Source organism: Gluconacetobacter tumulisoli (assembly GCF_014174155.1).
GTDB classification, from domain to species: Bacteria; Pseudomonadota; Alphaproteobacteria; order Acetobacterales; family Acetobacteraceae; genus Gluconacetobacter; species Gluconacetobacter tumulisoli.
On record NZ_JABEQM010000017.1, the window covers coordinates 35,380 to 62,119 of the forward strand.

21 protein-coding genes and 1 pseudogene are annotated in these 26,740 nt (G+C 62.4%); 13 read left to right on the forward strand and 9 right to left on the reverse strand.

Features of this window, described 5'->3' with window-relative positions; translation table 11 throughout:
• The first annotated feature begins 60 nt into the window (after positions 1 to 60).
• The 3 genes from HLH28_RS15955 (at position 61) to HLH28_RS15965 (ending at position 3,959) form a co-directional block, all read left to right on the forward strand.
• Positions 61 to 729 (forward strand): aspartate/glutamate racemase family protein, encoded by a 669-nt coding sequence (locus tag HLH28_RS15955; RefSeq protein ID WP_182961010.1) that lies wholly within the window; start codon positions 61 to 63, stop codon positions 727 to 729.
• A 209-nt stretch (positions 730 to 938) separates the two neighbouring features.
• The gene (locus HLH28_RS15960; protein ID WP_182961012.1) at positions 939 to 3,317 is read left to right on the forward strand and encodes a TonB-dependent receptor plug domain-containing protein; all 2,379 of its coding nucleotides are present in this window, start codon (positions 939 to 941) and stop codon (positions 3,315 to 3,317) included.
• Between the two features lie 219 nt (positions 3,318 to 3,536).
• Positions 3,537 to 3,959, forward strand: a complete 423-nt coding sequence (locus HLH28_RS15965) for a VOC family protein (protein ID WP_182961014.1) — start codon at positions 3,537 to 3,539, stop codon at positions 3,957 to 3,959.
• A 201-nt stretch (positions 3,960 to 4,160) separates the two neighbouring features.
• On the opposite strand, the gene HLH28_RS15970 is transcribed toward HLH28_RS15965, so the two are convergent.
• The 5 genes from HLH28_RS15970 to HLH28_RS15990 form a co-directional block, all read right to left on the reverse strand.
• Positions 4,161 to 5,363 carry a HupE/UreJ family protein gene (locus HLH28_RS15970; protein WP_182961015.1) on the reverse strand — a complete coding sequence of 401 codons (1,203 nt, stop codon included), beginning with the start codon at positions 5,361 to 5,363 and terminating at the stop codon, positions 4,161 to 4,163.
• Positions 5,360 to 6,499: a DUF3500 domain-containing protein gene (locus HLH28_RS15975; protein ID WP_246396291.1), complete on the reverse strand. Its 1,140-nt coding sequence runs from the start codon at positions 6,497 to 6,499 to the stop codon at positions 5,360 to 5,362. Before HLH28_RS15975 ends, HLH28_RS15970 begins: the two co-directional genes overlap by 4 nt.
• 573 nt (positions 6,500 to 7,072) lie before the next feature.
• On the reverse strand, positions 7,073 to 8,434 hold the full coding sequence (locus tag HLH28_RS15980) for an aspartate aminotransferase family protein (RefSeq protein ID WP_182961016.1): 1,362 nt from the start codon (positions 8,432 to 8,434) through the stop codon (positions 7,073 to 7,075).
• Positions 8,435 to 8,467: 33 nt separating this feature from the next.
• Positions 8,468 to 8,776 (reverse strand): DeoR/GlpR transcriptional regulator, encoded by a 309-nt coding sequence (locus HLH28_RS15985; protein ID WP_182961017.1) that lies wholly within the window; start codon positions 8,774 to 8,776, stop codon positions 8,468 to 8,470.
• Between the two features lie 791 nt (positions 8,777 to 9,567).
• Positions 9,568 to 10,488 (reverse strand): LysR family transcriptional regulator, encoded by a 921-nt coding sequence (locus HLH28_RS15990; RefSeq protein ID WP_182961018.1) that lies wholly within the window; start codon positions 10,486 to 10,488, stop codon positions 9,568 to 9,570.
• Positions 10,489 to 10,720: 232 nt separating this feature from the next.
• On the opposite strand from HLH28_RS15990, the gene HLH28_RS15995 reads away from it, so the two are divergent.
• From HLH28_RS15995 to HLH28_RS16010, 4 genes are all read left to right on the forward strand, one after another.
• Positions 10,721 to 13,210 carry a TonB-dependent receptor gene (locus HLH28_RS15995; RefSeq protein ID WP_182961019.1) on the forward strand — a complete coding sequence of 830 codons (2,490 nt, stop codon included), beginning with the start codon at positions 10,721 to 10,723 and terminating at the stop codon, positions 13,208 to 13,210.
• Positions 13,211 to 13,247: 37 nt separating this feature from the next.
• Complete coding sequence (locus HLH28_RS16000) at positions 13,248 to 14,507, forward strand: MFS transporter (protein ID WP_182961028.1); 1,260 nt, start codon at positions 13,248 to 13,250, stop codon at positions 14,505 to 14,507.
• A 45-nt stretch (positions 14,508 to 14,552) separates the two neighbouring features.
• Entirely contained in the window at positions 14,553 to 15,197 is a 645-nt protein-coding gene (locus HLH28_RS16005; protein WP_275943744.1) for an RraA family protein, read from the forward strand.
• A 294-nt stretch (positions 15,198 to 15,491) separates the two neighbouring features.
• Complete coding sequence (locus tag HLH28_RS16010) at positions 15,492 to 15,701, forward strand: SDR family oxidoreductase (protein ID WP_246396294.1); 210 nt, start codon at positions 15,492 to 15,494, stop codon at positions 15,699 to 15,701.
• Between the two features lie 129 nt (positions 15,702 to 15,830).
• Here the strand turns inward: HLH28_RS16010 and HLH28_RS16015 are convergent, their stop codons facing one another.
• The 3 genes from HLH28_RS16015 to HLH28_RS16025 are packed head-to-tail and all read right to left on the reverse strand — an operon-like array spanning position 15,831 to position 19,632.
• A complete protein-coding gene (locus tag HLH28_RS16015; RefSeq protein WP_182961032.1) occupies positions 15,831 to 18,143 on the reverse strand; it encodes a xanthine dehydrogenase family protein molybdopterin-binding subunit in 2,313 nt (770 codons plus the stop codon).
• On the reverse strand, positions 18,140 to 19,126 hold the full coding sequence (locus HLH28_RS16020) for an FAD binding domain-containing protein (protein ID WP_182961034.1): 987 nt from the start codon (positions 19,124 to 19,126) through the stop codon (positions 18,140 to 18,142). Before HLH28_RS16020 ends, HLH28_RS16015 begins: the two co-directional genes overlap by 4 nt.
• Positions 19,123 to 19,632 carry a 2Fe-2S iron-sulfur cluster-binding protein gene (locus HLH28_RS16025; RefSeq protein ID WP_182961036.1) on the reverse strand — a complete coding sequence of 170 codons (510 nt, stop codon included), beginning with the start codon at positions 19,630 to 19,632 and terminating at the stop codon, positions 19,123 to 19,125. Before HLH28_RS16025 ends, HLH28_RS16020 begins: the two co-directional genes overlap by 4 nt.
• A 206-nt stretch (positions 19,633 to 19,838) precedes the next feature.
• On the opposite strand from HLH28_RS16025, the pseudogene HLH28_RS16030 reads away from it, so the two are divergent.
• The 4 genes and pseudogenes from HLH28_RS16030 to HLH28_RS16045 all read left to right on the forward strand — a co-directional run.
• Positions 19,839 to 20,216, forward strand: a pseudogene (locus HLH28_RS16030) (thiamine pyrophosphate-requiring protein); the annotation flags it as partial.
• Between the two features lie 98 nt (positions 20,217 to 20,314).
• Positions 20,315 to 20,557 carry a hypothetical protein gene (locus tag HLH28_RS16035; RefSeq protein WP_182961038.1) on the forward strand — a complete coding sequence of 81 codons (243 nt, stop codon included), beginning with the start codon at positions 20,315 to 20,317 and terminating at the stop codon, positions 20,555 to 20,557.
• A 63-nt stretch (positions 20,558 to 20,620) separates the two neighbouring features.
• Positions 20,621 to 21,403 (forward strand): SDR family NAD(P)-dependent oxidoreductase, encoded by a 783-nt coding sequence (locus HLH28_RS16040; protein WP_182961040.1) that lies wholly within the window; start codon positions 20,621 to 20,623, stop codon positions 21,401 to 21,403.
• A 190-nt stretch (positions 21,404 to 21,593) separates the two neighbouring features.
• On the forward strand, positions 21,594 to 24,017 hold the full coding sequence (locus HLH28_RS16045; protein ID WP_408869860.1) for a membrane-bound PQQ-dependent dehydrogenase, glucose/quinate/shikimate family: 2,424 nt from the start codon (positions 21,594 to 21,596) through the stop codon (positions 24,015 to 24,017).
• Positions 24,018 to 24,250: 233 nt separating this feature from the next.
• On the opposite strand, the gene HLH28_RS16050 is transcribed toward HLH28_RS16045, so the two are convergent.
• Entirely contained in the window at positions 24,251 to 25,069 is an 819-nt protein-coding gene (locus HLH28_RS16050) for a hypothetical protein (protein WP_220790139.1), read from the reverse strand.
• Positions 25,070 to 25,204: 135 nt separating this feature from the next.
• Between HLH28_RS16050 and HLH28_RS16055 the strand changes: the two genes are divergently transcribed.
• A complete protein-coding gene (locus HLH28_RS16055) occupies positions 25,205 to 25,648 on the forward strand; it encodes a hypothetical protein (RefSeq protein WP_182961060.1) in 444 nt (147 codons plus the stop codon).
• A gap of 99 nt (positions 25,649 to 25,747) precedes the next feature.
• Positions 25,748 to 26,254, forward strand: coding sequence for a YciE/YciF ferroxidase family protein (locus HLH28_RS16060; protein ID WP_182961044.1), 507 nt, complete (start codon positions 25,748 to 25,750; stop codon positions 26,252 to 26,254).
• Positions 26,255 to 26,740 lie beyond the last annotated feature (486 nt).

The following is a 26,740-nucleotide window of genomic DNA, read 5'->3' on the forward strand; positions in this document are numbered from 1 at the left end:
AGCGGCCGCATGCGTTGATCCCCGCCCTTCGGGCGCGGTCGTCAGGAGAACTGTTTCGCAATGGGTAAGATATTGGTTGTCAATCCGAACTCATCACGTTCGGTGACGGAGTCGATGCGCGCCTGCACGAAAGGCCTGGAGGCGCTGGTTCCGCATCGTATTGAGTGGAAAACGAATGAAAAGGGGCCAGCCGGGATCGAAACCGACGCGCATGTCGGCGAGGTCGTGCCGCATCTGCAGGAAATCGTAGCCTCATCCGATGCCGATGCTTTCGTGGTGGGATGCTTCTCCGATCCGGCCGTGCCGCTGCTGCGCCATGAGACGGGGCGTCCCGTGGTCGGCCTGGCCGAAGCCGCATGCCGATATGCGATGTCACTGACGCGGCGTTTCGGGATCATTTCGATCGTCGATGCGTCCGTTGTGCGCCACAGGGCGCAGGTGGAGGCCATCGGAATTGAAGGATGGCTTGCCGGCGATCGCGCGCTGCAACTTGGGGTTGCGGAACTTGGAGGGGGTGGCACGCTCGAGCGCTTGCGCGTGGTAGGCCAGCAACTGCGTGACGATGACGGCGCGGAAGCGCTGATCCTGGGCTGCGCGGGGCTGGGGCGCTATCGATCGTCGTTGGAAGCCGTGCTGGAGGTGCCTGTCATCGATCCGGTCATGGCATCGGTCGCCCACGTTAACATGGCGCTCATGCTCGCCAGGTCCGATGGTGGCCCGGTCTCATAACGGCCGCATAAAAAAACTGACCCTGTCGCGCCGTGAACACGCCCCGAATTAAGTTGCGGAATAAAAACAAAAAAATCTGCCGGTGGCGTGTGCCTTGAGCGCGCGCAATGTGTGAGTGGGTCATAAATCAGTTGATATTTGTTTTGATATTCCATCTGATATTTCAGGACTGGAATTTCCTCAGGTGAAGAGTTCGTTTTGAAATGAGCATGACCCCCAGACGCGTCGCACTCCTTACCTTCACGGCGTTGAGCGCACTGTCCTCGACAGCTGTCGCACAGAGCGTCAACAGCAACGTCACCGAACGCGGCGTGCAGGCGTCGGGTGACGAGGCCGTCATCGTCACCGGCACGCGTGAAAGCGGAAAGCGCGCCCGCGACAGCCTCAATCCGATTGACGTGATCTCGTCCCGGGAATTGTTGCGGACGGGCCAGACCAACGTTCGTGACGCGCTGATGCAACTGCTGCCGTCGGTCAGTCACCAGACCCAGGGTACGACGGTCGGTGCGCTGACCGACTCGATTAATCTGCGCGGCCTCAGCCCGAACCAGACGCTGATCCTGGTCAATGGCAAGCGTCGCCATACGACGACGAACATCCAGACCGACGCGGGTCCGTTCCGCGGTTCGACGCCCGTGGATATCGACCTGATCCCGATTTCGATGATCGATCATATCGAGGTCCTGCGTGACGGCGCGTCCGCGCAGTACGGCTCGGACGCGGTCGCGGGGGTGGTCAACATCATTCTGAAATCGTCCGACCATGGCGGGACGGCGTCCGACGAAGCGGGCGCGTATGGCGAAGGCGACGGTTTTACCAATAACTTCAATATTGATCATGGCTTCAGCCTCGGCAGTCGCGGCTGGCTGCATGCGGGCCTGAGCTACCTGCACCGCGACCGCACCGACCGCACGAGCGTCGACGCCCGCACGGGACTATATGACAGCCACTGGATCGGCGATCCGGAGACCGACCGCATCGCCGCGGCGATCACGGGGGCGTACAGCCTGACACGGGGGATCGAGGCCTATACGACCCTGACCTACGCCCATCGCACGGCGGACACGTTCCAGATCTTCCGCCTGCCCAGCACCCTGCCGACGCTGTATCCCAACGGCTTTTCGCCGATGCTTGGGATCACCGAAAACGACTATGCGGCGACGCTGGGCCTGCGCGGTGGCAACCTCGGCGGGTGGGACTGGGATCTGAGCAGTACCTATGGCGGTGATCGCACGAATATCGGCATGACGAATTCGGCGAATCTGAACATTTACCAAGCGACCGGCGCCACGGATACGAGCTTCCACCTCTCGGATTCCGCCGCGACGCAGCTGACGAACAATTTCGACGTCAAGCGGGCGTTCAAGCCCTCGTTCTGGGCCTTCCCGATTAACGTCGCCCTCGGTGCCGAGCAGCGGTTCGAAACCTATTCGATCGGCCAGGGCAGCTACGAGTCCTATGCGATGGGCGGCTCGCAGGCGGTGGTCGGTGTGCAGCCGCAGAGCGCGGGCACGCATTCGCGCGTGGTCTATGGTGTCTATGGCGATGTCTCGACGAAACTGACGAGCAAGCTCCAGGTCGACCTTGCCGGACGTTTCGAGCATTATACCGATTTCGGTAATACCGAGGCGGGAAAAATCGCAGCGCGTTACGACTTCAACAAGTATTTCGGTATCCGCGGCACCGTCAACAATTCCATCCGTGCGCCGACGCTGGCGGAAGAATATCACACGTCGGCTACCGTCACGACGACCGGCGCGACGGGCGAACTGCCTCCGAACTCGCCGGGTGCGCGCCTTCTGGGCGCCAGCGCGCTGAAGCCGGAGCGTTCGACGAATGTCACCGCAGGGTTCGTATTGCATCCGCTGCATGATTTCGACATCGCGGTGGATGCTTATCAGCTCGATATCCGCGATCGTATCCTTGACGGGGGCACCTATAGCGGTGCGATGGCAATCGCCGCGTATGAAGCGAATGGGCGCACGCTTCCTTCGAACGTGGCTCTGTCGGGTGTTTCCGCGTCATATCTGACGAACGGGGCGAGCACCCGGACGCGCGGCGTGGACATCACGGGCAATTATCGCATCGATCTGAAGAGCCATGGCCGTCTGGTGGTGGATGCCGCGTTGAACCTCAATGAGACAAGCATTCGCCATATCGGAACGAACACGCTGGGCCGCAGCCTGCTGAATGCGCAGCAGGTCGCGTATCTGACGACCGATGCGCCGCGCAACGTCCTGATCTTTGGCGGCACGTGGACGCAGGGCCGTTGGAGTGTGAGCCTGCATGAGATGCGTTATGGTCACATCTTCGACCAGATGACGATCCAGCAGGGCACGAATGCCTATTCGACCAGCGTCTTCGCGCCCTACACACTGCATCCGCGGTTCATCACGAATCTCAGCGTCTCCTACAGCCCGGCAGAGCGCTGGACGGTTACGGTGGGGGCGAACAATCTGTTCAATACTTATCCCAACCACGTACCGTATGCCGCCACCTACTACAACCAGACCCATTATGATCGCTACGCCCAGCAGATCGGGTTCAATGGCGGGTTCTACTATTCGAACGTCTCCTACCGGTTCTGATGAATCTGTTTTCGTAACCGTCAATCTGATGAACGGCAACTGGATCACCACCATGAGGATGCCGTGCCTCATGGTGGTGATCCACGAAGTGCGCCTGCGGCGTGTCCCGTTGCCTGCGCCCTTTCGGAATGTCGGTCTGCCGTGGGAAGCGCTGCCGCGCGTTCGGGCAGATTGCCGTCTATCTTTAGCTATATCCAATCACTCTGACAGAGCGGACCGATGTCGAAACCTTTTCACCTCGCATTTTCAGTCGACGATCTTGATGCGGCTCGTCATTTCTACGGAACGGTCCTGGGGTGCGCCGAAGGGCGCAGCAGCGAGACCTGGATCGACTTCGACCTCTATGGGAACCAGATTGTCACGCACAAAGTCCTGACGGCACCGAAGCCCACCGATTGCGGTGGTGCGGTTGACGGCCACAATGTACCGATCCCGCATTTTGGTGTGGTTATGGACATGGAGTCCTGGCACGTGCTGGCGGCGCGCATGAAGGCCGCGAATGTGCGCTTCGGCATGGAGCCGTACGTTCGTTTTCAGGGACAACCTGGCGAGCAGGCGACGATGTTTGTCTTCGACCCCGCCGGAAATGCGCTCGAATTCAAGGCATTCAAAGATATATCATCTCTTTTTGAAAAAAACTGATTCAAGACAAGGCGAATGCTCCTTCCTGATCGAAAGCTCACGATTCGTGCACGAGAAGGAGCCGACAGTGAAGGCCAAGGCGGCCTCAGCGTGGAATGAGCGTTTGTTCTATTCCGACGCTGGGTTTCCTCACTATAGATTGGTATCGATGCGGTCTTTCATCCATTGGCGGTGGAACGACGTCAGCGGTTTTTTGCCTGCTCAGGTACTGCTCGTCAGCGCGATGCAGAGATAATACAGGCCGGCCACCGCAATCCCCGCTGACCCGGTGCGCTGGAACGTGCGCGCGAGAGGGGCGCGCGGCCTGGTGTCGGATGGTGAATGGCGGACAGCCTTCAGGAGACCGAACAAGGGTAGCAGCACCATCTGGTTCCCGGCCTCGACGCCGAGGCTGAAGCCGAGGATTGCCAGCAGGATCGTTCCCTTCGGCATCTGATGCATGAGGTCGAGCAGGCCGCCGGCGAAGCCCAGTCCATGGAAGAGGCCGAAGACGAACGCCGCGGCGAGCCGGGTCCGCCCCCGTGTCTGATCAGGCAATACGATATTCTGCACCGCCACGAAGACGATGCTCGCCGCGATCAGTGGCTCGACGACGGCGTCGGGCAGATGGATGAGGTTCAAGGCCGCCAGCGTCAGGGTGATCGAATGCGCCACCGTAAAGGCGGTCACGACCTTGACCAGATCCCATAGCGTCGCGGCCCCGAGCACCAGGGCGCTGATGAACAGCAGGTGATCGTAGCCGGTGAGGATGTGGTGAATGCCGTGCCAGAAGAAGGTTTGGACAATGGGCAGGGCATTCTGCCACCGGGATTGCCGCTGTACGCCCGATGTTTCGCTCGGAGCCAGTCGGACCACGGGGGTATCCAGCGCGAACGCCAGCCGATAGGTGGACTGATTGTAAGACCGCTCCTGCCTAAGGATATGGATGTCCGGATCGCGCGGCAGCAAGGTATTGACGAGGTAGACTGCGAGCGCGCTGTCGTGACGGTTTTCGAATGTCAGTTCATGTGTCGAGCCGCCCGACGGCATGCAGGCCTCGAACCCGAGCACGATCTCGCCGACACCGTTCCGTATCGCGTCCTTGGGCGGAAAGGATGAGGAGACCAGCCGAAGGGGCGCGGCGTGGCCGTCGATCGCCAGGGACAGATCCTGTCGGACCTGCGCCGCATAGGCCTGTTGTTCGGCCGTCGAGACGAGGTCATCGCCGTTGGGGTCGATACCGGCCAGCACCTTCGGGGCGACATCGATGCCAGGGGTCAGGCGAAGCTTTGCCGTGACATGGTCCTTCTCCACGGCGATCGTCGCCGCCTGCAGATACTCATCCAGCCGATGGGCGAGGGCGGGTGTTGCCAGGCCTGCCAACCCTCCCAGGGCGGCAGCGAGGACGAGCAGGCGCGCCCTCATGGAAGCGTCAGGGCATGGCCGTAATCATTCGTTGGATCGCGGTAAATGGTGTGGACATGCATGGTCGGGTCACCCCCCACGCCCTGTGGTGAGAATTCGATGACCAGCTTCGGCCCCTGGATGCGGTAGTAGGACGAGCCGTTCCGGCCTGGCTCATGGGTGGTGGGGCCGCTCCAGGCGAAATAAGTGTCGTTCAGACCGGCCTTGATCTCCTCCATGCGGGGCCTGGCATAAATGTCGTTCACGATGCCGGCCCATTCCGAAATCACGTCCAGCAGCAATGCGCGTTGCTGCGTCGTCATTGCCGAGGCTTTCAGCCCTTCCGGCACGATCGTCTCTCCATCATGGCCCGGCCCGAGCACCAGGTCGCCGATTGCATAGTTCAGGATTGCCTGCTTGCGCTGCGTATCATCCAGAGCGTCCAGCAAGGCGAATGCCTTGTCGTTCTCACCCGCGAGCACGCGCACAATCTTTCCGTTTTCCGTGTAGACGGAGGGCTGGGCGCCCGTCAGGGTGGGTGTCATCACGCCGGATGTCCCTGCAATCACGACATTGAGGCCCAGATGATGGCCGCCGAACTGGATCATCCAAGGCGCGCCGGCACCGGTCGTGCCGAAAATGCCGATCGTATAGACATCCCGACCGGAGGCGAAAGGTTGGCCGGCTTCTGACAGGGCCTGGTCGGAACCCATGATGTCGAGTATTTTCCGGTAGCCTTTGGGGCTGAGCAATACCTGGAACAAATGCATGGCGGCGGCGCGTTGCGAAGCGGTCAGGCTGCTCAGCCGCAGACCGGGGCGCGGCACGTCGCTGACCGGATAGTTCGACCAGACCGCAGCACCATATTTCTCGCCGACGAAACCGCCGGGCGGACCCATGCCGGGACGATCTCCAGGGCCGGGACGGCCTCCGGGACCGCCATCGGGACCACGATGATCCCCTCCGGGACCGCCCACAAATCCTCCCCCGGGGCTGTTTCTGGCGAACCTGGCAACCGTGGCTGTCTTTTGCGGTGTGAAGGGGAACAACAGTTTTGCGCGCTGATCGGCGCCGAGCGTGTTCAGGAAAGCCGTCGCGGCAATGGTCACAGCCTGCGTTTCAGTGTCCGACACGGTGTCCGCTCTGGCCGCCGGCATGGAGCCTGCCGTGCCGAAACCGTAATCTAATGCGGCGACGGGTAGGGCCAGGGCGAATAACAGGGGCATTTTCTTCACGGTCGCACGCCGGTCCCGGTGCGTCGTTCGATTGACTTTGCGCATGTCTCTGTCCCGTCTGAAGGCTCCTCACGCATGCGCTGTGTTTCTATCGGGAGGAAGTCTCAATTTGTTTCAGCGGTGCCCCGCGACGTCCAGGGAATGCGTCGGCTCTTCGGAAACGGGTGCGTAGATCATGGCGGTCATCAAGGACATAGCGCAGGACAAATGCATCGATGACGATGTGCTAATCTGACGACAAGCGTAGATGAGGCACGCCCCTGCAGGGACATAGACCGTCATCGGCGCTGACAATGGTCAGCGCAGGCAGGCAGGAGGCCGCGGCAGCACGCGAAGGTATTGCCTTCCGCGGCGAGCATTTGCGCGCCGGCCGCTGCTGCCAGAGGACGATCGGTGACGCGACGCCGCCTGGCCTGCGGCCGGCGTCTTGTCGCAGCCAAAGCGGTAGATGCGCCGGGTCTCAGTGGGCCTCTTCCATAGGGTATGTACTCGGCTTCACCCAGCAGCCGGCCGTTCTGCGGCGAGGCGATCCAGAGCGCGGCCAACGGCTGCGAAGAGATCGTCGAGCTGGTCGCCCGTGATGATCAGGGGCGGGCAGAAACAGAGCGCTTCGCCCACGCTGCGACAGATCACGCCCTCTTCCTCGACCATTGCAGCAACGGCCTTCGCCGCGGTTGAGGCCGGAAGGTCGGGCCACGGATGAATTTCGAGGGCACCGATCAGGCCCAGTGAACGCGAGGAATGGACCAGCGGGTGTTCCGCCAGCTTTTCGAGACCCGCCTTGAACTGTCCCGACAGTGCGGCGGCATTCCCCACGAGGTCACGCTCTTCGATGATCCGGATGTTCTCCAGCGCAACGGCGGCGGCGACAGGGTGACCGGATGCGGTGAAACCGTGTCCGAAGCTGCCGATGCGTGCGGATTCATCTGCGATTGGCTGATAGAACCGATCGTTTACCAGAATGGCCGAAATCGGCATGTATGACGACGAGATCTGCTTGGAAACCACCAGGGCGTCAGGCTCGATACCCAGGCTCTGGCAGCCGAACATCTTGCCGGTGCGGCCAAAGCCGCAGATCACTTCATCGGCAACGAGCAGAATATCGTGCTTGCGCAGGATTTTCTGCACGCCTTCCCAGTATCCGGCCGGCGGAATCAGGACGCCGCCAGCCCCCATCACGGGCTCCCCCCAGAAGGCCGCAATGGTCTCGGGACCTTCACGCTCGATGAGGTCCTCAAGATCCTGAAGCATACGCCGGGTAAATTCGGCCTCGGTCTCTCCCGGGCGGCCGAAATGGACATAGGAGGGGCAGGAAGTGTGCTTCATCCTGTCCAGCGGCAGGTCGAAGCTTCCATGGTTCAGCGGCAGTCCGGTGATTGAACCGGCGGCGATGGTGACGCCGTGATATCCCTTTTCGCGACCGATGATTTTTTTCTTGTCGGGCTTGCCCAGCGCGTTCGAACGATACCAGACCATCTTGCAGGTCAGGTCGTTGGCTTCCGAGCCCGAAGAGGTGAAGTGAACCTTGGACATCGGGACGGGAGCGAGTTCGAGCAGTTTCTCGGCCAGTTCGATGGACGGACCGTGCGTCTTGTAGGAAAAAGTGTGATAATACGGAAGCTTGTCCATCTGCGCGCAGGCGGCTTCCTTGAGACGTGGCTCGCTGAACCCGACCGCCACCGACCAGAGGCCGGCCATGGCCTCGATATAACGCTTGCCGCTATTGTCGAAGACATAGATGCCTTCGCCCGATTCGATCACAAGGCCGCCAGATTTTTCATACTGGCGAAAATTGACCATCGGATGCATCTGGCTCGCTGCATCGCGGGCCTCGATCGAGTTGGGGCGCATGATCATGGCTGTGTCTTTCGGAAGCTCGGGGAAGGTGGACTAGGAGGCGGCCAGCAGATCGACGTCGTGGCGGTCGGCCAGACGCCTGAATTCTTCCGGCGGAAAATTGCCGGAGGCAATCCCGTTTGCATCGGTGAATCCGCAGGGTTTCGTGAGCGCGGAGTTGTCGAATGTGGTGCTGACGGCAAGGACGGTCGTACGATGGGTCCGGACGATCATTGCCTGGCCGAACTGTGCTTCTTGTGGATCGTGATCCGTCAGTTCACCGCTTTCGCTGATCGCACCAATGCCCAGGCCAGCATGATCGGCATGAAGATTGTCCAATTGGTCAAGACAGGATGTGCCCATCGTCTATTGCGTTTCCGCTCTGAATGCGCCGTCGGGAAGATAGATATCGCGTCGGGCCGCCGCATTTGAAAGAATAACCGCAATACGGAATGAATTGATGACGATTGTCAACTCGACATCGGGACGCGGAGCCGGTGCGAAGCAGCCGTTGTACCTCTGGTGCCGATCGCCCGCGTTTCGCCCGGCTCGATGATGGAAGCGGCCGTGCGTCGGCATCGACGGTCTCTGTCGACGCAAGGGAACGGCTCCTCGCGGGTGACGACGGCCGGTGCCCTGACACCGTCAGGCACGGCGACGCAGGAGACCATGCGCATCAAGGTCGGCAAAGTCCTGCGGACGGTCTCGCGCCGGGCGCCGGGCATGCCCATGCCGTGAACGGGCCGTGCAATTGCTCACCGCAGGATCTTCCGATCGGGCAGAAGAAGCGCGCCTGATCGGTCAATCGATCGAACGCAGCCAGGGCCGAAAGCGCCAGGGGCCCCTTGGCGGGACAATTCGCCATGTGACGGAGAGGCGTCTCATTTCCTCGGTCCCGGCGATGGACAGAGCGCCGGGTCTGGTGGACAGTTCGAGCACAGCGGGGGTTCCGGTCCTCTTTTTGAGCACATTGTTCGGGGCCGCGAGGGAGCATTCGCGGAAGGTGGCGCAGCCGACGACGCCGGCATCCATAATCGCGGCATCATAATCCCGAGAGGATGAATGACACGCCACACGCCAATAAAATTGACCGTACGGTCAAATTTTGGATGAGACCCACAAATCACCAGGAGGCCAAAACAAGCCCCTTCGGGTCAGCTCAGGACCGCATGTTCGTCTGGCAGTTCATTGCAGAACGCCTCGACTTCCCGACGGACAAGGGCCGCAAGCGTCATGACATCTTCGCTCGTTCTCGTGTCTCCGACATAGAGTTCGTAGTGCACCGTGGGGAAGGCCTCCTCGGTCGGCAGGATACGAAGCTGGCTGCTTGCAAGCTCATCGAGAACAGCCACTGCCGGGATCGGCGCGATGCCAAGACCATTCCGAAGCAGATGTACGAGCATTGCCAGGGAATCGGCATGATTCAGACGCAGGTCTGCCGCGCGTTCCCTGCCGAAATAATGCAGGATGGATTGATGACCCGGCGATGTCGGAGAATATGAGACGATAGGCTTGCAGGCGAGTTTCCTTTTCGAAAAAAGCGATGGGCCGTCGGCCGCAAGCGCTGCGGACCCGATCCAGTACATCGGAAACGAGCAGAGCGGTTCGGCAGAAAATCCGCGCGTGGACAGGCCGGCCCGGGCCATTGCGATATCAATCCTTCTCTCGCGGAGCATCCGGACGACCTCTCCGGACTCTGCCGTATGGACACTCAGCCTCAGGCCCGATGCGAGACTTGCAACCTGCCGGCTCACACGCGGCAGGATGCTGCCCGCCAGGCTGCCGACCGCGCCGATGTGTACGGTCCGAACGCCGTTTCCCGCGGCGCGCACCTCCTGCTTCATGACTTCACGCGCCTGCAGAAGAGCCTCCGCGTGAGGAATAAGGCATCTCCCGGCGCTGGTGAGCGCGAATTCCCTGCCTTGCCGATTGATAAGCGTGCAGCCGAGATCCGCCTCCAGGGCGGCAATCCGGCTCGAGATAGCCGCCTGGGAAATGTGGCAGACCTCCGCAGCCTGACGAAAACTCCGGAACCGGCTGACGGCCAGAAAGGCTTCGAGAAATTTCATGTTCATCGCGCAACCACCGTGACCGAACAGACACTGCAACCTCCTGTTTAGGCACCAAGCAGGGCTGTTGATAGAAATTTCTTATCGATTGAACAAAAAAAAATGTTTGATGTGTCGATCCGGATCCCAATACGATGTTGAAACGGACCGATCGGTCATTCTGAAATAGCCAAACGGTCATCATCTATCACGTCGGTCACGTCACTCCCGGAACGTGGAGCGGCCGCAGAATGTGGCGATGGCTCGATTTGCTGGAATCTTACTGCGAAGTGGGGAAAATGTGAGAAAAGCCTCTCGAAAGTCGGTTCTTGTAAACGGCGCGTCACTCACGGCGCTCGCCCTGGGCGGGTGTCTTTCCGCCACCCAGGCGCAGGCTGCCGCACACACCGACAGCGTTGCCGATGCGCACAGGACACCGGCTGTCACCAGGCATGCCTCGCCGGCTCCGGCCCGGTCATCTCAGGCGGCCGCGCCGCGTGACGGCGGCAATGGCGTTGTCAACCCCGAGGAAATTGCCGTTACGCACACGCGCAACATCGGGGGCGGCCTGATGAAGCACCAGAGGGCTCCGGAAAGTGTGTATTCGGTTACCGAGGCGGCGATCGCGCAGAAGCTGGCGGCTGCATCCCCGCTCCAGCTGATGTCGACCATGCCTGGCGCCAACTTCGGCACGAGTGACGCCTACGGGCTCTCCATCCGGAACTTCATGTCTGTTCGCGGTCTGGACCAGACGGAAATGGGCTTTTCCGTCGAAGGCGTTCCGGGCACGGACATGATGTCATATTTTCCTTATACGGAAACATATGCGGATAACGAGAACATTGCCGAGGTTACCCTGATTTCGGGCAACTCACGCCTTCAGGATCCGATCATCAGTGCTTCCGGCGGCGAGTTTTACGAAACGGTTCGTACGCCTTCGGACAGGATGGGAGGAAAGCTGACCTATTCCGCCGGATCGTATCGCGGGCAGCGCGCCTTCGGGCGTTTTGATACGGGTTATATCGGAAACACCGGCGTCAAGGCGTTCGTTTCGTATTCCTATTCCGGGGCCGACAACTTCATCGGCAGCGGGCGGAACCAGAGGCAGCATGTCGATCTCAAGCTGCACAAGGACTGGGCGCCGAACTCCTTCAGTTCGCTGTTCATGTCCTACACCGGATGGGTCAACTCCCGCATTGCGCCGATATCGCTTGCCAACTGGGAAAAAGCCAATGCCGCTGGAAATGGTTTCAGCGCGTACACCTATGCGGGCAGCTATACACCCGGCACGACGACCAACTACTGGCCGAGCAACGTCTACAACCGGCAGTCGGTTCTTCTTTCACTACAGAACAAGTTCCAGCTGACAGACAAGCTGACATTCCATTTCACGCCCTATTTCCGCTACACCTATTATAACAGCCCCGGCCAGACGACGTTGAACCCGGCGTCTGTGTACAACGGCGACCAGCTCGTGACGCCCGTGTTCGACTCAAGCTATCTGCAGGGGGGAAAGCTTGCAGCCGCGTCGGTCGGTCCGACGACGCAGTACCAGACCGGCGTGAACGCCTACATCGAATACGACATCACCAAGACGAATCACTTCATGTTCGGCTACTGGCATGACAGCTGGAACGGCAAGTCGGATACCAGCCTGGCGCTCATGAACCAGCAGGGTCTGACCGAGAGCCTGCAGGGGCAATATCCTCTTCTGGACACGGCAGGCCAGGCGATTTCCGGAAGCCGTTTCCAGATCGCCACCGACACAAACCAGTTCTTCGTTGGCGACACACAGTCGTTCTTCAACAACAAGCTTCAGCTCAGCGCCGGCTTCAAGGAGCTGATGTACTACGCTTCCGGCACGGATCAGGTGCCCGGTCCCCAGTACAAGTTCTCCGCCGCGATCAGCGAACCCATGCCGCGCGTGAGCATTTCCTATGACGTCAACCGGCACATGCAGGTCTATTTCAACGCGACCACCAATTCGCGCATGCCGGTTGCGGCCACGACCTACGTCAACAAGTACAATCTTTCCACGGGCGGCTATTCCCAGGCCGGAAATGTGCAGACGAAGCCTGAGTACTCGATCGGTGAACAGATCGGATTCCGCTACTACGGGATGTTCAATGCCGACCTGAGCCTGTTCAATACGAATCTGACGAATCATCAGGTTTCATCGCTGCAGATCATCAATGGCTCCCTGGTCGGGCAGTCGATTTCTGCCGGCGGAGAGACCATCCAGGGCATCGCAGCCGAGGTCTCGACCCATCGCTACTGGGGGCTGCAGGCCTACCTGAACGGGCAGTATCTGCACACCCGCATGGGGAACAACATGATGGTCGGAAACGATCTGCTTCCCACAAAGGGGAAGCAGATGGTGGAAAGTCCGAAATACATGTTCAACCTGGGACTCAACTATACCAAGGGTCCGTTCTTTTTCGACCTTTCGTTCAAGTGGGTTGATTCCCAATACTCCACATTCATGAACGACCAGAGCATGCCGGCCTACAAGACCGTCGATGTCGGGCTTGGCTATCATTTTCCATCCTATCGGTTCCTCCGGAACCCGATTGTCCGCCTGAACTTCAACAACCTGACGAATGTCAAATATCTTGGCAGCCTGGCGGGCGTCACCACGAACGCGAACCCGACGAAAGGGATTTACGGCACGACCATCAGTGGCAGCGCGCCGTCGTACTACCTCTCGGCGCCGTTCGCCGCGATGATGACGGCCTCGGTAGACCTGTGATGCCTGTCCCGGCCTGTGCGGGTGTGATGGCCTGCCCATGCTGAACCGAGGCTCCTCGAAAGGCGCCTCCGGCGTTTCATGGGCAGTTCTGTTCGGCCTGATCGTGCCGTCCGCGGTGCTGATGGCCGTGGACAAGCAGGCCATGGTGGTGCTGGCACCGACCATTCGCGATCATTATCACCTCACGGTGGCCCAGACGACGGATGTGCTATCGGTTGCCGTTGCGTCCTACGCACTCAGTCAGATCCCGGCAGGCTGGCTGTGCCAGCGTCTGGGGCCGCCGCTCATGCTTGGCCTTGCCTGCCTGAGCTGGTCCCTGTCGGTCATGGCCCTGCCACTTGCATCGACCATCGTAGGGCTGTCGGTCGCCCGCTTTGCCATGGGCGTCTTCCAGTCGCCCGACTGGGCGGCAAGTGTCATGATGATCCGCAGCCGCTTTCCCGTCGAGCTTCGGGGACGGGCGAGTTCGGCATTGCTGTCCGGTCTCTATTTCGGGATGGTGATCGGCGGACCGATCTGTGTCAGCTTCCTGAGCTTTGGGACATGGCAGTGGTGCTTCTACGCTCTTGGCGCCCTGGGGCTCGGCCTTGGTGCGATCGTCCTCTGGACGCAGCGCAAGGACCTGAAGGCCGACGCTCCGAAACGCAGGGCTTCAGGTCCGATTTTTCGCACGGCGCTGTGGTTTCTGAAGCCGCAATGCCTTGCCATCGGCCTGACCTATTTTTTCCTTCTCGGGATTCAGAGCTTTTTCACAACCCTGATGCCGCTGTATCTTACGGACGTGCGCCATCTGACACCGACTGAAATGGGACGAAGCTCGTCGCTTTCCTTCATGTTTCTTTATGGGTCCGTTATCCTCTGCGGCGCGGCAAGCGACTTTTTTTCGCGACGCTTCTCGGGCCTGTGGGCGGCACGTATCCCGCTGGGGATTGCAGGCGTGGCCGGGTCGAGTCTGTGCCAGTATCTGGCTCTACAGGCCGGTTCGGCAACCATGGCAGTCGCCTTCATGTGCCTGTCGCTCTTCATGATCGGAGCAGGGCAGGTCTGCGTCTGGACATCCATTCAGGATCTTGGACGCGAAAACGCAGGGCTTCTTGTCGGCTGGACACAGCTTCTCGGGAACGGGGCCAGCGCCCTGGTCCCCGTGGTGGGGGCGTATCTTGTTCAGGCGGCACATGGCAACTGGAACGTGATCGGCTACATCGTTCTCCTGTGCGGCCTGATGGGAATGCTTGCCGTCCTGTTCGTCAATCCGCAGAACCCTCTCTCTGCACCTCATCACGAACAATCAACTTAAATTTCGAGGAATTTCCATATGCTTCCGAAATACGTCGTAAATCCGATGCCGGCCCAGTGCAGTTCCGAGGTCGTGGATCTTCTCTCGGGCGTCGAGACGGCTACAATCGGGCACTGGCGCCTGATGGGATTCTGCAATCGGCGGATCCAGCCGATGCTGCGCGGCAAGCATGTCGTCGGGACGGCCGTTACGCTCGCGATTGCCGGGCCGGATTCAACATTGCTTCACCATGCTGCGGGCCTGCTGCGTCCTGGCGACATCCTGCTTGTCGACCGGCTGGGCGATGATCGCTATGCGTGCTGGGGTGGCGGGGTGACCGCGGCAGTCAAGGCTTCCGGTGCCACGGCCGGCGTCGTCGACGGTCCCGTGACCGACCTAGCGGAAATCGAGGAATCCGACCTGCCGATGTGGGCGGCCGGCATCGCGCCGATCACGACCCGTCTGTACGATCTCGGCGGGCGGATGAATGTTCCCGTCTCTATCGGCGGTGCCGTTGTGCAGCCGGGTGACTACGTCCTGGCCGATGAGAGCGGCGTTCTCGTCCTGCCGGCCGCCGAGGCCGAGGCGGAAGCACGGCGTGCGCTCGAAGTTCAGGCGCGTGGCAAGGCAAACGAAGCCATGATCCGCAAGCGCGAGGTCAAGCTTGGTGAACGCAGTGGCGCGTCGGCAAAGGTCGAAGCCGGGCTGTAAGATAGAACGCTTCCTGCCGTGAGCCCACAGATCCGGACGATCATGGCCACGAAAACGGAAACCGTGAATGCCGGCGGGGATGTAGGTATCTGCCGCATTGCCGCCGAGTAAATCAATGGGGCCGGAGCCGCGTGGCTCCGGTCCTGCCGTGGATCTGCGTGCGCTGGCATGTCCGGCCGGACGCACGTCCACGGCGCGCGGCCGGTTGATCTCGGCAGGACTCCGGCCCGCATATGTGCGGAAAGGGCCTTGGCGGGATCGTGAACATCGCATCCCGGGCCGCCCTGGTCGCTCCTGTATGGACACGCGGCTTACGCGGCCAGCAAGGCCGGTACCCTCGGCCAGACAAAAGTTCCGGCCTTCGAATGGGGGCCGCACGGTTTCACGACCAATGCGATTTCGCCTGCCGTCGTCGAAACCGAACTGGTTGAGCAGGTCTGGTCCGGCCCCGTCAGCGTGGAGTTGGCTGATTCGGTCCTGCGCCTTGTCCTTCGGGCAGGGTAGGGACCGAAGGGCGGATCCGCAGTCGTTCGTCCAGGCGGGATCGACATCCATCGTGATTCGAACATATGCGCCACTGCATCTTCCGCGCCCTCGTGACATGGTTTTGAGAGGCGCTCCTGGTCAGCCTGCTCACAGCAGCTTGTCCAGCGTGATCGGCAGGTCGCGGATGCGCCGTCCCGTCGCGTTGTAGACGGCATTGGCGACCGCCGCACCGACCCCGGTGATGCCGATTTCCCCGATGCCGTGCGCGCCAAGCGGCGCATGGGGATCGGGAGAGTCGGTCCAGATCACGTCGATCTGGGGCACGTCCAGATGGACGGGCACATGATAGTCCGCGAGGCTCGGGTTCATGATCCGGCCCGTGCGCGCGTCAAACAGCGTCTCTTCGGTCAGCGCGAGGCCGAGACCCATGATGATGCCGCCGCGGAACTGGCTCGCGGCGGTACGGGGATTGAGGACGCGGCCCGCATCGAAGGAGCCAAGAAAGCGGCTGATGCGCGTTTCGCCCGTCACCGCGTTCACCCGGACCTCGCAGAACTGCGCGCCATAGGAATGCATCGCGTATTTCTGAACCTCGAGAGGCATCGGCGCTTCGGCCTCGGCCGAGATCTCGTCGCGGTTCGCGCGTGACAGGATGGAGGCATAGCTCTCGAACCGCTCGGGAAGGCTCCTGTGACCCAGGCCGCCGTCGCGTGCCTCGACATCGCCCGCTCTCAGCCCGGCCAGCGGCGAATCATTCCCGACGAGCTTCAGCAGCGCCGGAACCAGCTTTTCGCTCGCGGCGGTCACCGCGGCGGCGATGGACGCCGTCTGCGACGACCCCCCCGCGATGGTGCCCGGCGGCAGCGCCGTATCGCCATAGGCGAAGGTGACGTGCGCGATGGGCAGGCCGAGCCGGTCGGCCGCGGCCTGCACCTGCACGGTGGCGGTGCCCATTCCCATCTCGTGGCTCGCCATCGCGACGCGGGCCTGACCCTCGCGCGTCAGCGTGATCCGTGCGGCGCCCCCGGGCATGCGGTAATAGGGATAGGTCGCGGTGGCGACGCCCATGCCGATCAGCCATTCGCCCTCGCGGCGCGCGCGCGGCGTGGGGTTGCGCGCCGACCAGCCGAATCGTTCGGCACCCCGCGCATAGGCGTCCAGCAGATGCCGCGCCGAAAAGGCGTGGCCCGATGTCGGGTCTTTCACGGGTTCGATCCGGCGCCGCAGTTCGATCGGATCCAGCCCCATGCTGTCCGCCAGTTCGTCGATCGCGGATTCCAGCGCGAACGTGCCGATGGATTCCCCCGGTGCGCGCATGAAAGTGTTGGCGACCATGTCCAGGTCCGCCACCTTCTGCTCCAGCTTGAAGCTGTCGGCGGCATAGAGATGCCGGGCGGGGAAGCTGAACTGTTCGGGGCAATTGTTATAGGCCGTCATGGCGGCGATCCCGGTGTGGATCAGCGCCGAAAGCGTGCCGTCCGCCCGGGCGCCGAGCGCCACGCGCTGCCGCGTCGTGGTGCGGCCGCCGGAGACGCGGAACACGCCTTCGCGCGACAGGGAGACACGGACCGGCCGGCCCGAAAGCCGGGATGCGGCGATCGCCAGGATCTGGTGATTCCACAGCGTCTTGCCGCCGAAGCCGCCCCCCACGAACGGGGAGAGGATGCGGATCTGTTCTTCCTTCAGACCGAAGATGCCCGCGAGGGTCCAGCGCGTGCCGTTCAGCATCTGGGTCGCGTCATGGACGACCAGCCGCCCGTCGGCTTCCCACCAGACAGTTGCCGCGTGGGGTTCGATCGCGGCATGGCTGTGGCGCGGGGTATGGTAGGTCCGGTCGATTTGATGCGCCGCTTCGGCGAGGGCCGCCTCGGCGTTCCCGATTTCGATCACCGCCGGCTCGCCCAGCACGCTGTCGGGCCGGTGCGCCTGGGCCGTGGCGGCGTCGAAGGATGTGCTTGCCGTCTCCTTCGTGTACGTGACGCGTACCAGCGTGGCGGCATGGTCCGCCTGTTCCTGGGTTTCGGCCAGGATCACCGCGATCGGTTCGCCGTTCCAGTGGATGGTGTCATCCTGCATGACCGGCAGGCTGCTTGCCCCCGCCGCACGGGGATCGGACATGAAGAGGGCGGGCGGCGCCATGCGCGGCGCGTTACGGTAGGTCATGACCAGCACGACGCCGGGCACCGCCTGCGTCGCGTCCGTATCGAGGGTCGCGATGCGACCGCGCGCGATCGTCGAATAGACCAGCGCCGCATAGACCATGTTCCCGGCCGGTACCTCGGCGGCAAAGCGCGCCTCCCCCTTCACCTTGCGCGGACCATCGATGCGCGGCACGGAACTGCCGATCGCACCGTGCCTGCCGATCAGCGGGTCCGGTGTCCCGCCGGGCAGCCAGCGTTCCGGCGCCAGGCCGATGGCGGTCTGCATCAGTTTTTGGGCGGCATCCCGGATCGTGGTCATGCCGTTTCTCCCGCCAGCTCGTTCAACACGGCGACAATCGTCCGCCTGGCCAGCTCGATCTTGAACCCATTGTCGCGCAGGGGCGCCGCGTCCGCGAGTTCGGCTTCCGCCGCGGCCCGGAAGCACGCTTCACTCGCCGGCCGACCGCGTAACGCGGCCTCGGCGGCGAATGCCCGCCACGGCTTGTGCGCGACGCCGCCCAGGGCCAGGCGCACGTCGCGGACCATCCCATCCCCGGACCGGTCGAGTACTGCCGCAACGGACACCAGGGCGAAGGCGTAGCTGGCCCGATCGCGCACCTTGCGGTAGGTCGAGCGAACCGCCCAGGGCAGCGGGGGCAGTTCGATCGCGGTGATCAGCTCGCCCGGTTCCAGCAGCGTCTCGACCTCCGGCCGGCCCATGGGCAGGCGGTGCAGATCGACCAGTGGCAGGGTGCGGGCGCCAGCCGTATTTTCGAGATGGACGACCGCGCCCAGCGCGGCGAGGGCCACGCACATGTCGGAGGGATGCGTCGCGACACAGGCGGGTGACGCGCCCAGGATCGCATGGGTGCGGTTGAAGCCGTCGATCGCATCGCAACCCGCCCCTGGCACGCGTTTGTTGCACCGCGCGGCATCGTCGTAGAAATAGGCGCAGCGCGTCCGCTGGAGGATGTTGCCGCCCACCGTCGCCATGTTTCGAATCTGCCCGCTGGCGCCGGAAAGAATTGCGCGCGCCAGGACGGGGTAGCGTTCCCGGACCGCCTGATGCTCGGCAACGGCGGTGTTGCGCACCGCCGCCCCGATCATCAGGCTGCCATCGTCGCGTTCTGCGATCATGCGTGAAAGACCCGTCACGTCGACGAGCCTGTCGGGACGCTCGATCGTCTCGCGCATCAAATCGACAAGATTCGTCCCGCCGCCAAGATATTTGGCCCCTTCGGCCATGCCCAGCCCGGTTGCGGTGGCGGCATCGCCCGCGCGGGCGTAGCTGAACGGGGTCATTCTGCCGCCTCCGCGCTATAGATTTCTGTGATTGCGTCGATGATGCCGTTATGCGCGCCGCAGCGGCATAAATTGCCGCTCATCCGCTCGCGCAGTTCGTCGCGGGTGGGTGGGATCGTCGTGGCCGCAAGGTCGGCCGTGACGGCGCTGGGCACACCGCGCCCGATTTCAGCCGCCATCCCGATCGCCGAACAGATCTGTCCCGGCGTGCAATAGCCGCATTGGAACCCGTCATGGTCGATGAAGGCCTGCTGCAACGGATGAAGCCTGCCGTCGTCGGCCAACCCTTCCACCGTGCTGATGGACCGGCCTTCATACTGCACGGCCAGCGCCAGGCAGGACAGGATGCGCTCGCCATCCGCCAGCACGGTGCAGGCGCCGCACGCCCCCTGATCGCAGCCCTTCTTGGTCCCATGCAGTTCGAGATGCTCGCGCAGCAGGTCCAGCAATGAGGTGCGCGGATCCAGCGCGACCTCCATGCCCTGTCCGTTGATGGTGATGAGCATGATGCCTACATCCGGAAAGCTGCCGCGATTTTAAAGGAGCGTGCCTGCTCCGGCTATCTGAATCGATGTCACGATCACGCGCCGGTCGCGGCGCCCGCACTTCGCGTCGCCGGAACGCGCGGCACGGGCAGCGGTTGTCCCCGGGAAAATCATCAGGGCGTCGAACGGCTTTTGCGTGGGAACAGGAGATCAACCATGAACGTCCTGACCTCAGTCAGGTCATGTGGGAAGAACGTATCCAGGGAGGCGTCGGCAAGACGGAGGCAACGCAGAGCATTCCGGATTTTCCCTACCATAAATACGCGGAACTGATCGGCCTCCGGGGCATCTATGCGGATGACCCCGCAAAGGTCGGCGCTGCCTGGGACGCGGCATTGTCAGCCGACCGGCCGGTGACCCTGGAGGCCCGGACGGACCCCAACGTGCCACCGCTGCTGCCGCATATCACGCTGCAACGGGCGAAGGTCTTCCTGTCCATGCTGCCGGAGGAACCGGAGCGCGGCAGCGTCCTGAAAAACACGACCCGCCAGGTCATGACATCCCTGCTGCCTGCCCCAAAGGAATGGCGACCGGGACATGCATGACCGACGGCCGGTCTGCGGGGTTGCATCGGGGGGCGGTCGCAACCCCATGGACGAAGGCTCGTTTCCTCCAGAGGTTCATGACGACGGAGGGAATGACCATGAGACACGCGTCGGAAACGGCCGCCTCGCACCACGGCGACGACGAGAAGCGCCGACCGGCCCCGGGCGTCAGTTCGCCGCCCGAGGCCCGGCCGGACCCCGATGCGGACGTGCCTCCGTCACCGGAGGAGGAGCCGCAGGATCTGCCGGAACCGCTCACCCTGCCGCAGCATGACGGTCCATCGGACAAGACGGCGTCCGACAGGACATCGCGCCGGCATATGGCGGATATCGAAAAATGAAGGTCAACCGGATCGCCTTCCACTCGTTCGGCGTGCATTCGCAGCAGACCGCAGGAGACGAAGATGCCCGTACATGAAACACACCACGGCAATCCGCCGCACGGCCGGATTGAGGACAAGGTTGCCGTGATCACGGGGGCGGCCAACGGCATGGGCCGTGCCACGGCGGAACGTTTCGCGGCCGAGGGTGCGCGGCTGGTCCTGGCCGACCTCGATGGGGAGAAGCTGGGAGCCTTCGTCGAGGAAATCGGGGCGGGAGGCAGCGATGTTGTCGGCGTGCGCGGCGATGTTTCCAGCGAAGCCGACGTCCAGTTCCTGATGTGCGAAGCCGTTCGCCATTTCGGCCGGATCGATATCCTGATCGCCAATGCCGGCATCATCCCGGAGGCGGATCTGGCCTCGGCCACCGTTGATCTGTGGGATCACACGATGGCTGTCGACGGGCGTGGCATGTTCCTGAGCTGCAAATATGCGGCGGCCGAGATGGTTAAGGCCGGGAAGGGGGCCATCGTCTGCCTGTCGTCGATTTCCGCGTTCGCGGGTCAGAAGGGCCAGGCCGTCTACGGGCCCGCGAAATTCGTGGCGTCCGGGTTGACGAAGCACCTGGCCATCGACCTTGCCGACAAGGGCGTGCGCGTCAATGCCGTTGCCCCGGGTACGATCGATACGCCCGCCGTGGCCCAGCTCGGCAAGGAAGGCATCGAAAAGGTGATCTCGATGCATCCCCTCGGCCGGATGGGCAAGCCGGAAGAAGTCGCCAGCGCGATCCTGTTCCTGGCGTCCGACGAAGCGTCCTTCATCACCGGCGCCGTCCTGCCCGTCGACGGCGGGTATCTCGCCCAGTAATCAGTCCCGCACCGCCGCCCGGCAGGTTTTCGCGCATGGCGGCAGCACCCGCGGGGCAGGGGCGATCATTCTCATCTAACGACACAGCAGGATTTCCGAAGGGGCCTGCTCTTTCCGCCGGCGACGGGCGTGCCGCTCCGGCCATCGGGTCATGCTGTGCCTGACCCAAGACAAGCGAGGAGAAACCGCCTTGTTCCCATCGCGATCCACACCTGCCCTCATACAGATCACGGGGGCTGCGCTGGCCCTCCTCGGCGCGGCTCTCGTGGTTCCGGGCATCTGGCTGATCCTGCTGGGTGACAGCGGTTACTACGCCATCGCAGGCGCGCTGACGGTTGTCAGCGGCATTCTGATTGCCATGGGGCGACGCGTGGGGCTCTGGGTCTATGCCGCCATGCTGGCCTATACCCTGGTCTGGGCCCTGTCGCGGGTAGGCTTGGATGGATGGCGCCTGATGCCGCCGCTGGCCTTGCCGTCCGGCGTCGGCCTGTGGGTTTTCGGCCCCTGGGTCGGGGGGCGCATGAATGACCCGAATGGCCGCATCCGCGTCAACGCGATCGTGCTCGGCGGCATGGGCGGCTGCGCTGCGTTGTTCGTGTTCATGTTCGCCTGCGGATGGGCCATCACGGCATCGCGGACCATCCAGCATAATCCCTTCCCAGCGGATCGGGGCGGCGGCACGTTGACGAATGCCGAATCCCTGGCGAACAATGAATGGCGCTACATGGGGGGTACCTCGGCCGGTGACCGGTTCGGCATCGCGAACCAGATCACGGCGGAAAATGCCCATAATCTCAAGCCCGCATGGGTTTTCCACACCGGGGACCTGCCACGGCCCGGCGAGAACGCGCGCGGCCGCGAATTCAGCTTCGAAGCCACACCGCTGAAGATCGGCGACAATCTGGTCTTCTGCACGCCGCATCGCGATGTCGTGGCGCTGGACGCCACCACCGGAAAGCAGGTGTGGCGCTACAGCCCCGGCGGGAATTACGGACAGAATATCTATCAGGCCTGCCGCGGGGTTTCCTATTTCGAGGCGCCTGCGGGATCGCCGTGCCCGCATCGCATCATTTCGACGGATTCCGGCTCGCCGCCGACGCTTTTCGCGCTCGATGCCGATACCGGCCGCCTTTGCCCGGCCTTCGGCACGAACGGCATCGTCGATCTGCGGCAGGGCATGGGCGTCGTTCCACCGGGATTTCATTTCATCACGTCCCCACCGATGGTGATGAATAATCGCATCATGCTCAGCGGCTGGGTCTACGACAACCAAACCGTGGGCGAACCCTCGGGCGTCATCCGCGGCTTCGACGCGACCACCGGCCAGCTCGCCTGGGGATGGGACATCGGGCACACGCCGGCCAACCGTTCGCTGAATCCCGGTGAAATCTTCACGCGCGGCACCCCCAATGGCTGGGGCGTCTATACAGCCGACCCCGGCCTCAACATGGTCTATGTGCCGCTTGGCATCGCCACGCCCGACTATTATGGCGTCAGGCGCCGCCCCTTCGACGAACAATATGACACGTCGCTGGTCGCGCTCGACATCACGACGGGCCAGGAACGCTGGCATTTCCAGACCGTCCATCACGACCTGTGGGATTTCGACCTGCCCGTCGGCCCGTCGCTGGTGGATCTGCCGGACCGCACCGGACAGATGACGCCCGCTCTGGTCCAGACGACCAAACAGGGCGAGCTTTTCGTGCTGGACCGCCGCACTGGCAAGCCGTTCTACCGTGTGGAAGAGCGACCGGTGCCGGGAGGCACAATCGCGGACGAACGGTATTCCCGGACGCAGCCCTATTCGCCGGATATGCCCAACCTGCGCCGGGCCGACCCGTCGACGGACGACCTGTGGGGGATCACGCCGTTCGACCAGATGGCCTGCCGCATCGCCTTCAAGCGCATGAGTTTCCATGGCCTGTTCACGCCCCCCAGCCTGCAGGGAACGATCGGCTTCCCGGCGTTCGATGGGGTGGACGACTGGTACGGCGCAACGATCGATCCCACGCGCGGCGTGCTGTATGTCAACACGACCTACATCCCCTTCACCATGCAGCTCGTCCCGCGCGACAAGGCGGTGAAGGAAGGTCTGTTCAAGCCGTGGACTGATTGGAACCAGCCCTATCCCGAACCGGTCTTCACGAATAACCCCGAGCATGGCCTGCCTTACGCCGCCGTCGTCAAGCCCTGGCTGGGTCTCTTCGGGGCCCCGTGCCTGGTACCGCCCTGGGGCAGGACACAGGCCATCGACCTCGTGCATCATCGGATGATCTGGGAACGCGCCCTGGGCACGACCAGAAATGTCGGCCCGACCAATGCCCTGCGCATGCCCATCGGTCTGCCAACCGGCATCTTCAGCATGGGCGGCACGCTGACGACCCCGACCGGGCTGGTCTTCATGGGGGCCACGGCCGACCAGGCGTTCCGCGTCCTCGATGGCCGGAATGGGAACATCCTCTATGAGACCGAACTCGACGCCGGCGGCAATGCAACCCCGATGACCTATACGGGCAAGGACGGGCGGCAGTACGTGGTGCTTGCGGTGGGGGGACATGGCGGCCTTCAGACCCGGAACGGCGATGAGGTCGTCGCTTTCGCCTTGCCGAAATGAGGCGCGTCAGGCGTGTGGCCGCCGCGGGGCCACCCGCCGGATGAAGCACAGGCCGAGAAGCGCCACGCTGGCGGCCCCGGCTACCCCGACGGTGCGTGACTGACGACACGCGCAACCACCCCCGTCGCTGCCCCGGTCAAGCCGCGCGTCGGTGGCACCTGTGCCGCGTGCGTCATCACCAGGGTGACAACAGGCGAGCGGGAGGTGTGCCGCCTGTTGTCGGGTGTGCCAGCTTAGAAAGCGTCCCTGCGGCGGCCGCCGATCGCGCCGGAAACACAGGATATGAATGCCCCGATCAGCATGGAAAAGAATGTATAGAGCGCGAACGAAGAGACGGCTTTACGGGTGACGTCGGCGATATGCCTGGCTTTTGCCACGGCGTCCCTCTCGGCGGCGACCGCCTGATCCACCCGTTTTCCGGCGTCCTCGGGCGAAATGCCCGTTCGGGTTGCGACCAGCTGGGCCAGGTAATCATGGTCCGCCGGCGTGATTTCGCCGGTGGCAGCGGTTGCCAGGATGCGTCCGGCTTCGGATTTCACGTCCTGACTGGAGGACGATGTGTCCGGTTGGGTGGTACGAAATAGGGTATCAAGCATGTAGTCGCTCGGACTCGATGCAGAATGGCTGAGGGCGCCTGCCCCCAGGCCGGCGACCGTTGCAGTGGCACTTTTTCCGATGCCCCCGGCCACCGACCACGCGCTTGAACCCGCCAGTCCGACCACGAGCACGGCCGCGACCGCCCAGGCGATGAAACCGGCCGCGGTATCGCGGAACGTGACCTCGCGGCGATGAACGTCACCCGCGGCCGGGCGCAGCCGACCGGCCAGATATCCTCCGAAGAACGAGGAAACCCACTGGACCACGATCAGCCAGATCGCGGTCACCACGGTAAAGGTCATGCCGGATGGGTTGTTTTCGGAAACAGGTGAAACCCACGCGAGGCCAAGACCCGAGCCAAGCGACATCAACATGATGGCCACCGCCGTCGCGACGATGGCACCACCAAGAACGGCTGCCCACGATATCCCCACGCGTGGGGATATTGCAACCATGTCATCCCTCAATATGGGCATGGCGGACTCTTTCAATGATAGAGCAGAAGAACGAGAATGATGATCGGAATGGGAATGCCAAGAAGCCACAGCAGAATTGGCATGATATGATCCTTCTGTGAGGATTGCTGCAACGTGCTGCCTTCCTCGAAGTTCGCCAGAGGATATCGTATTTCCGGACAATGGAAGATAGTGTCGGAAAGATTGCGGAAAAACGATCCGTTCTTCGATCTCGGCTGCGACATTATCGCCGTTCGGGCGCGACAGGATGGAAGCAGGACTCTCGAAAGAGATGATATCGGGCTGGAAGATGGCGTTGCCGCCCACGAGCCTGAAGCCGCCGATGGTGGAGAAATGCCTGCACGTCGGAGTGTCGAGAGAAACTCTCGATGTCCAGAAACTATTCATGAAGACATGCGTATTTTTAAAGCGATTCGTGATTGCAAACGCCGCGGCGTTGGTGCTGCGCGACTGACGGACGCCACATGCGAAGGCTGCCGGGAAGCATACCTGCTGAAGGGTGTTGCACCGCCCGAGTGGGCCGGCTGGTATCCTGCGGATACGATTTCGCTGTCTTAAGAAAAAATTGCAGATACGCAGGTGGTCTTTCGGGACAATCAATTCGGTATGACGTTTTCTGATCCCTTGCGTGGCGTAAAAAATGGAAAGGAACTCATCATGGCGACCCAGGCGAAGACTCTGTCCGATGCGTTTTATGAAACGCTGAAGGATATTTATTTTGCCGAAAAGCAGATCCTGAAGGCGCTCAAGAAGTCGGTGCGCGCCGCTCAGGCCCCGGAACTCAAGCAAGCGTTCGAAACCCACGCAACCGAGACCGCCAATCACGTCGAACGACTGAATGAGGTATTCGGAATCATCGGCAAGGCGCCCCGTGCCAAGACCTGCGAGGCGACGCAGGGCATCCTGGCCGAAATGGAAGAGGACCTCGAAGATTTCGGGACGACGGAAGCGGCGGACGCGGTCCTGATTGGGGGCGCCCAGGCCATCGAGCATTATGAGATTTCGCGGTATGGGACGCTGAAGGCGTGGGCTGCCAACCTCGGGCTGGCCGATGCCGAGAAATTACTTGGCGAAACTCTTGAAGAGGAGAAGCGGACCGATGCTCTGCTCTCCGAGATCGCGGGGCGCGAGAGTAATCCGAAGGCGCAGCACAAGACGGCCTGACCTCCCCTGTTACGGATATCGAGGGGAGTCGCCAGATCAGCGACTCCCCTTCCAGGACGGCTGCCGAAAATATTCAGTCAGCTATTCATCGGGTCCGTCACGATGCGGCATCTGCCGGCGTGACCTGTCATTCGAAGGATCGAGCCGAATATGAAGAATTCAGACTGGGCATGCAGGATCGTTGATGAGGCCGATCCGCCTTCACCCTTCCCGCCCGAACAGCCTGCACCCCCGCCGCCGCCGGGCCAGCCGCCACCGATGCCTCAGGACCCTGGAAACCCGCTGAATTGAGATTCGCAGATATTTCGAACGATAGTCCGAAATCGAGCTCGGTGTGGACACCCGTCCAATTCACCCGGGGTGTCCATTATCCATGCTTCGTCAAGGCTTCATGACGACCTTGATGCATCCGTCCCGCTTGTCGCGGAATGTCTTGTAGAGCTCGGGCCCCTCTTCCAGGGTGGCCCGATGCGTGATGACGAAGGA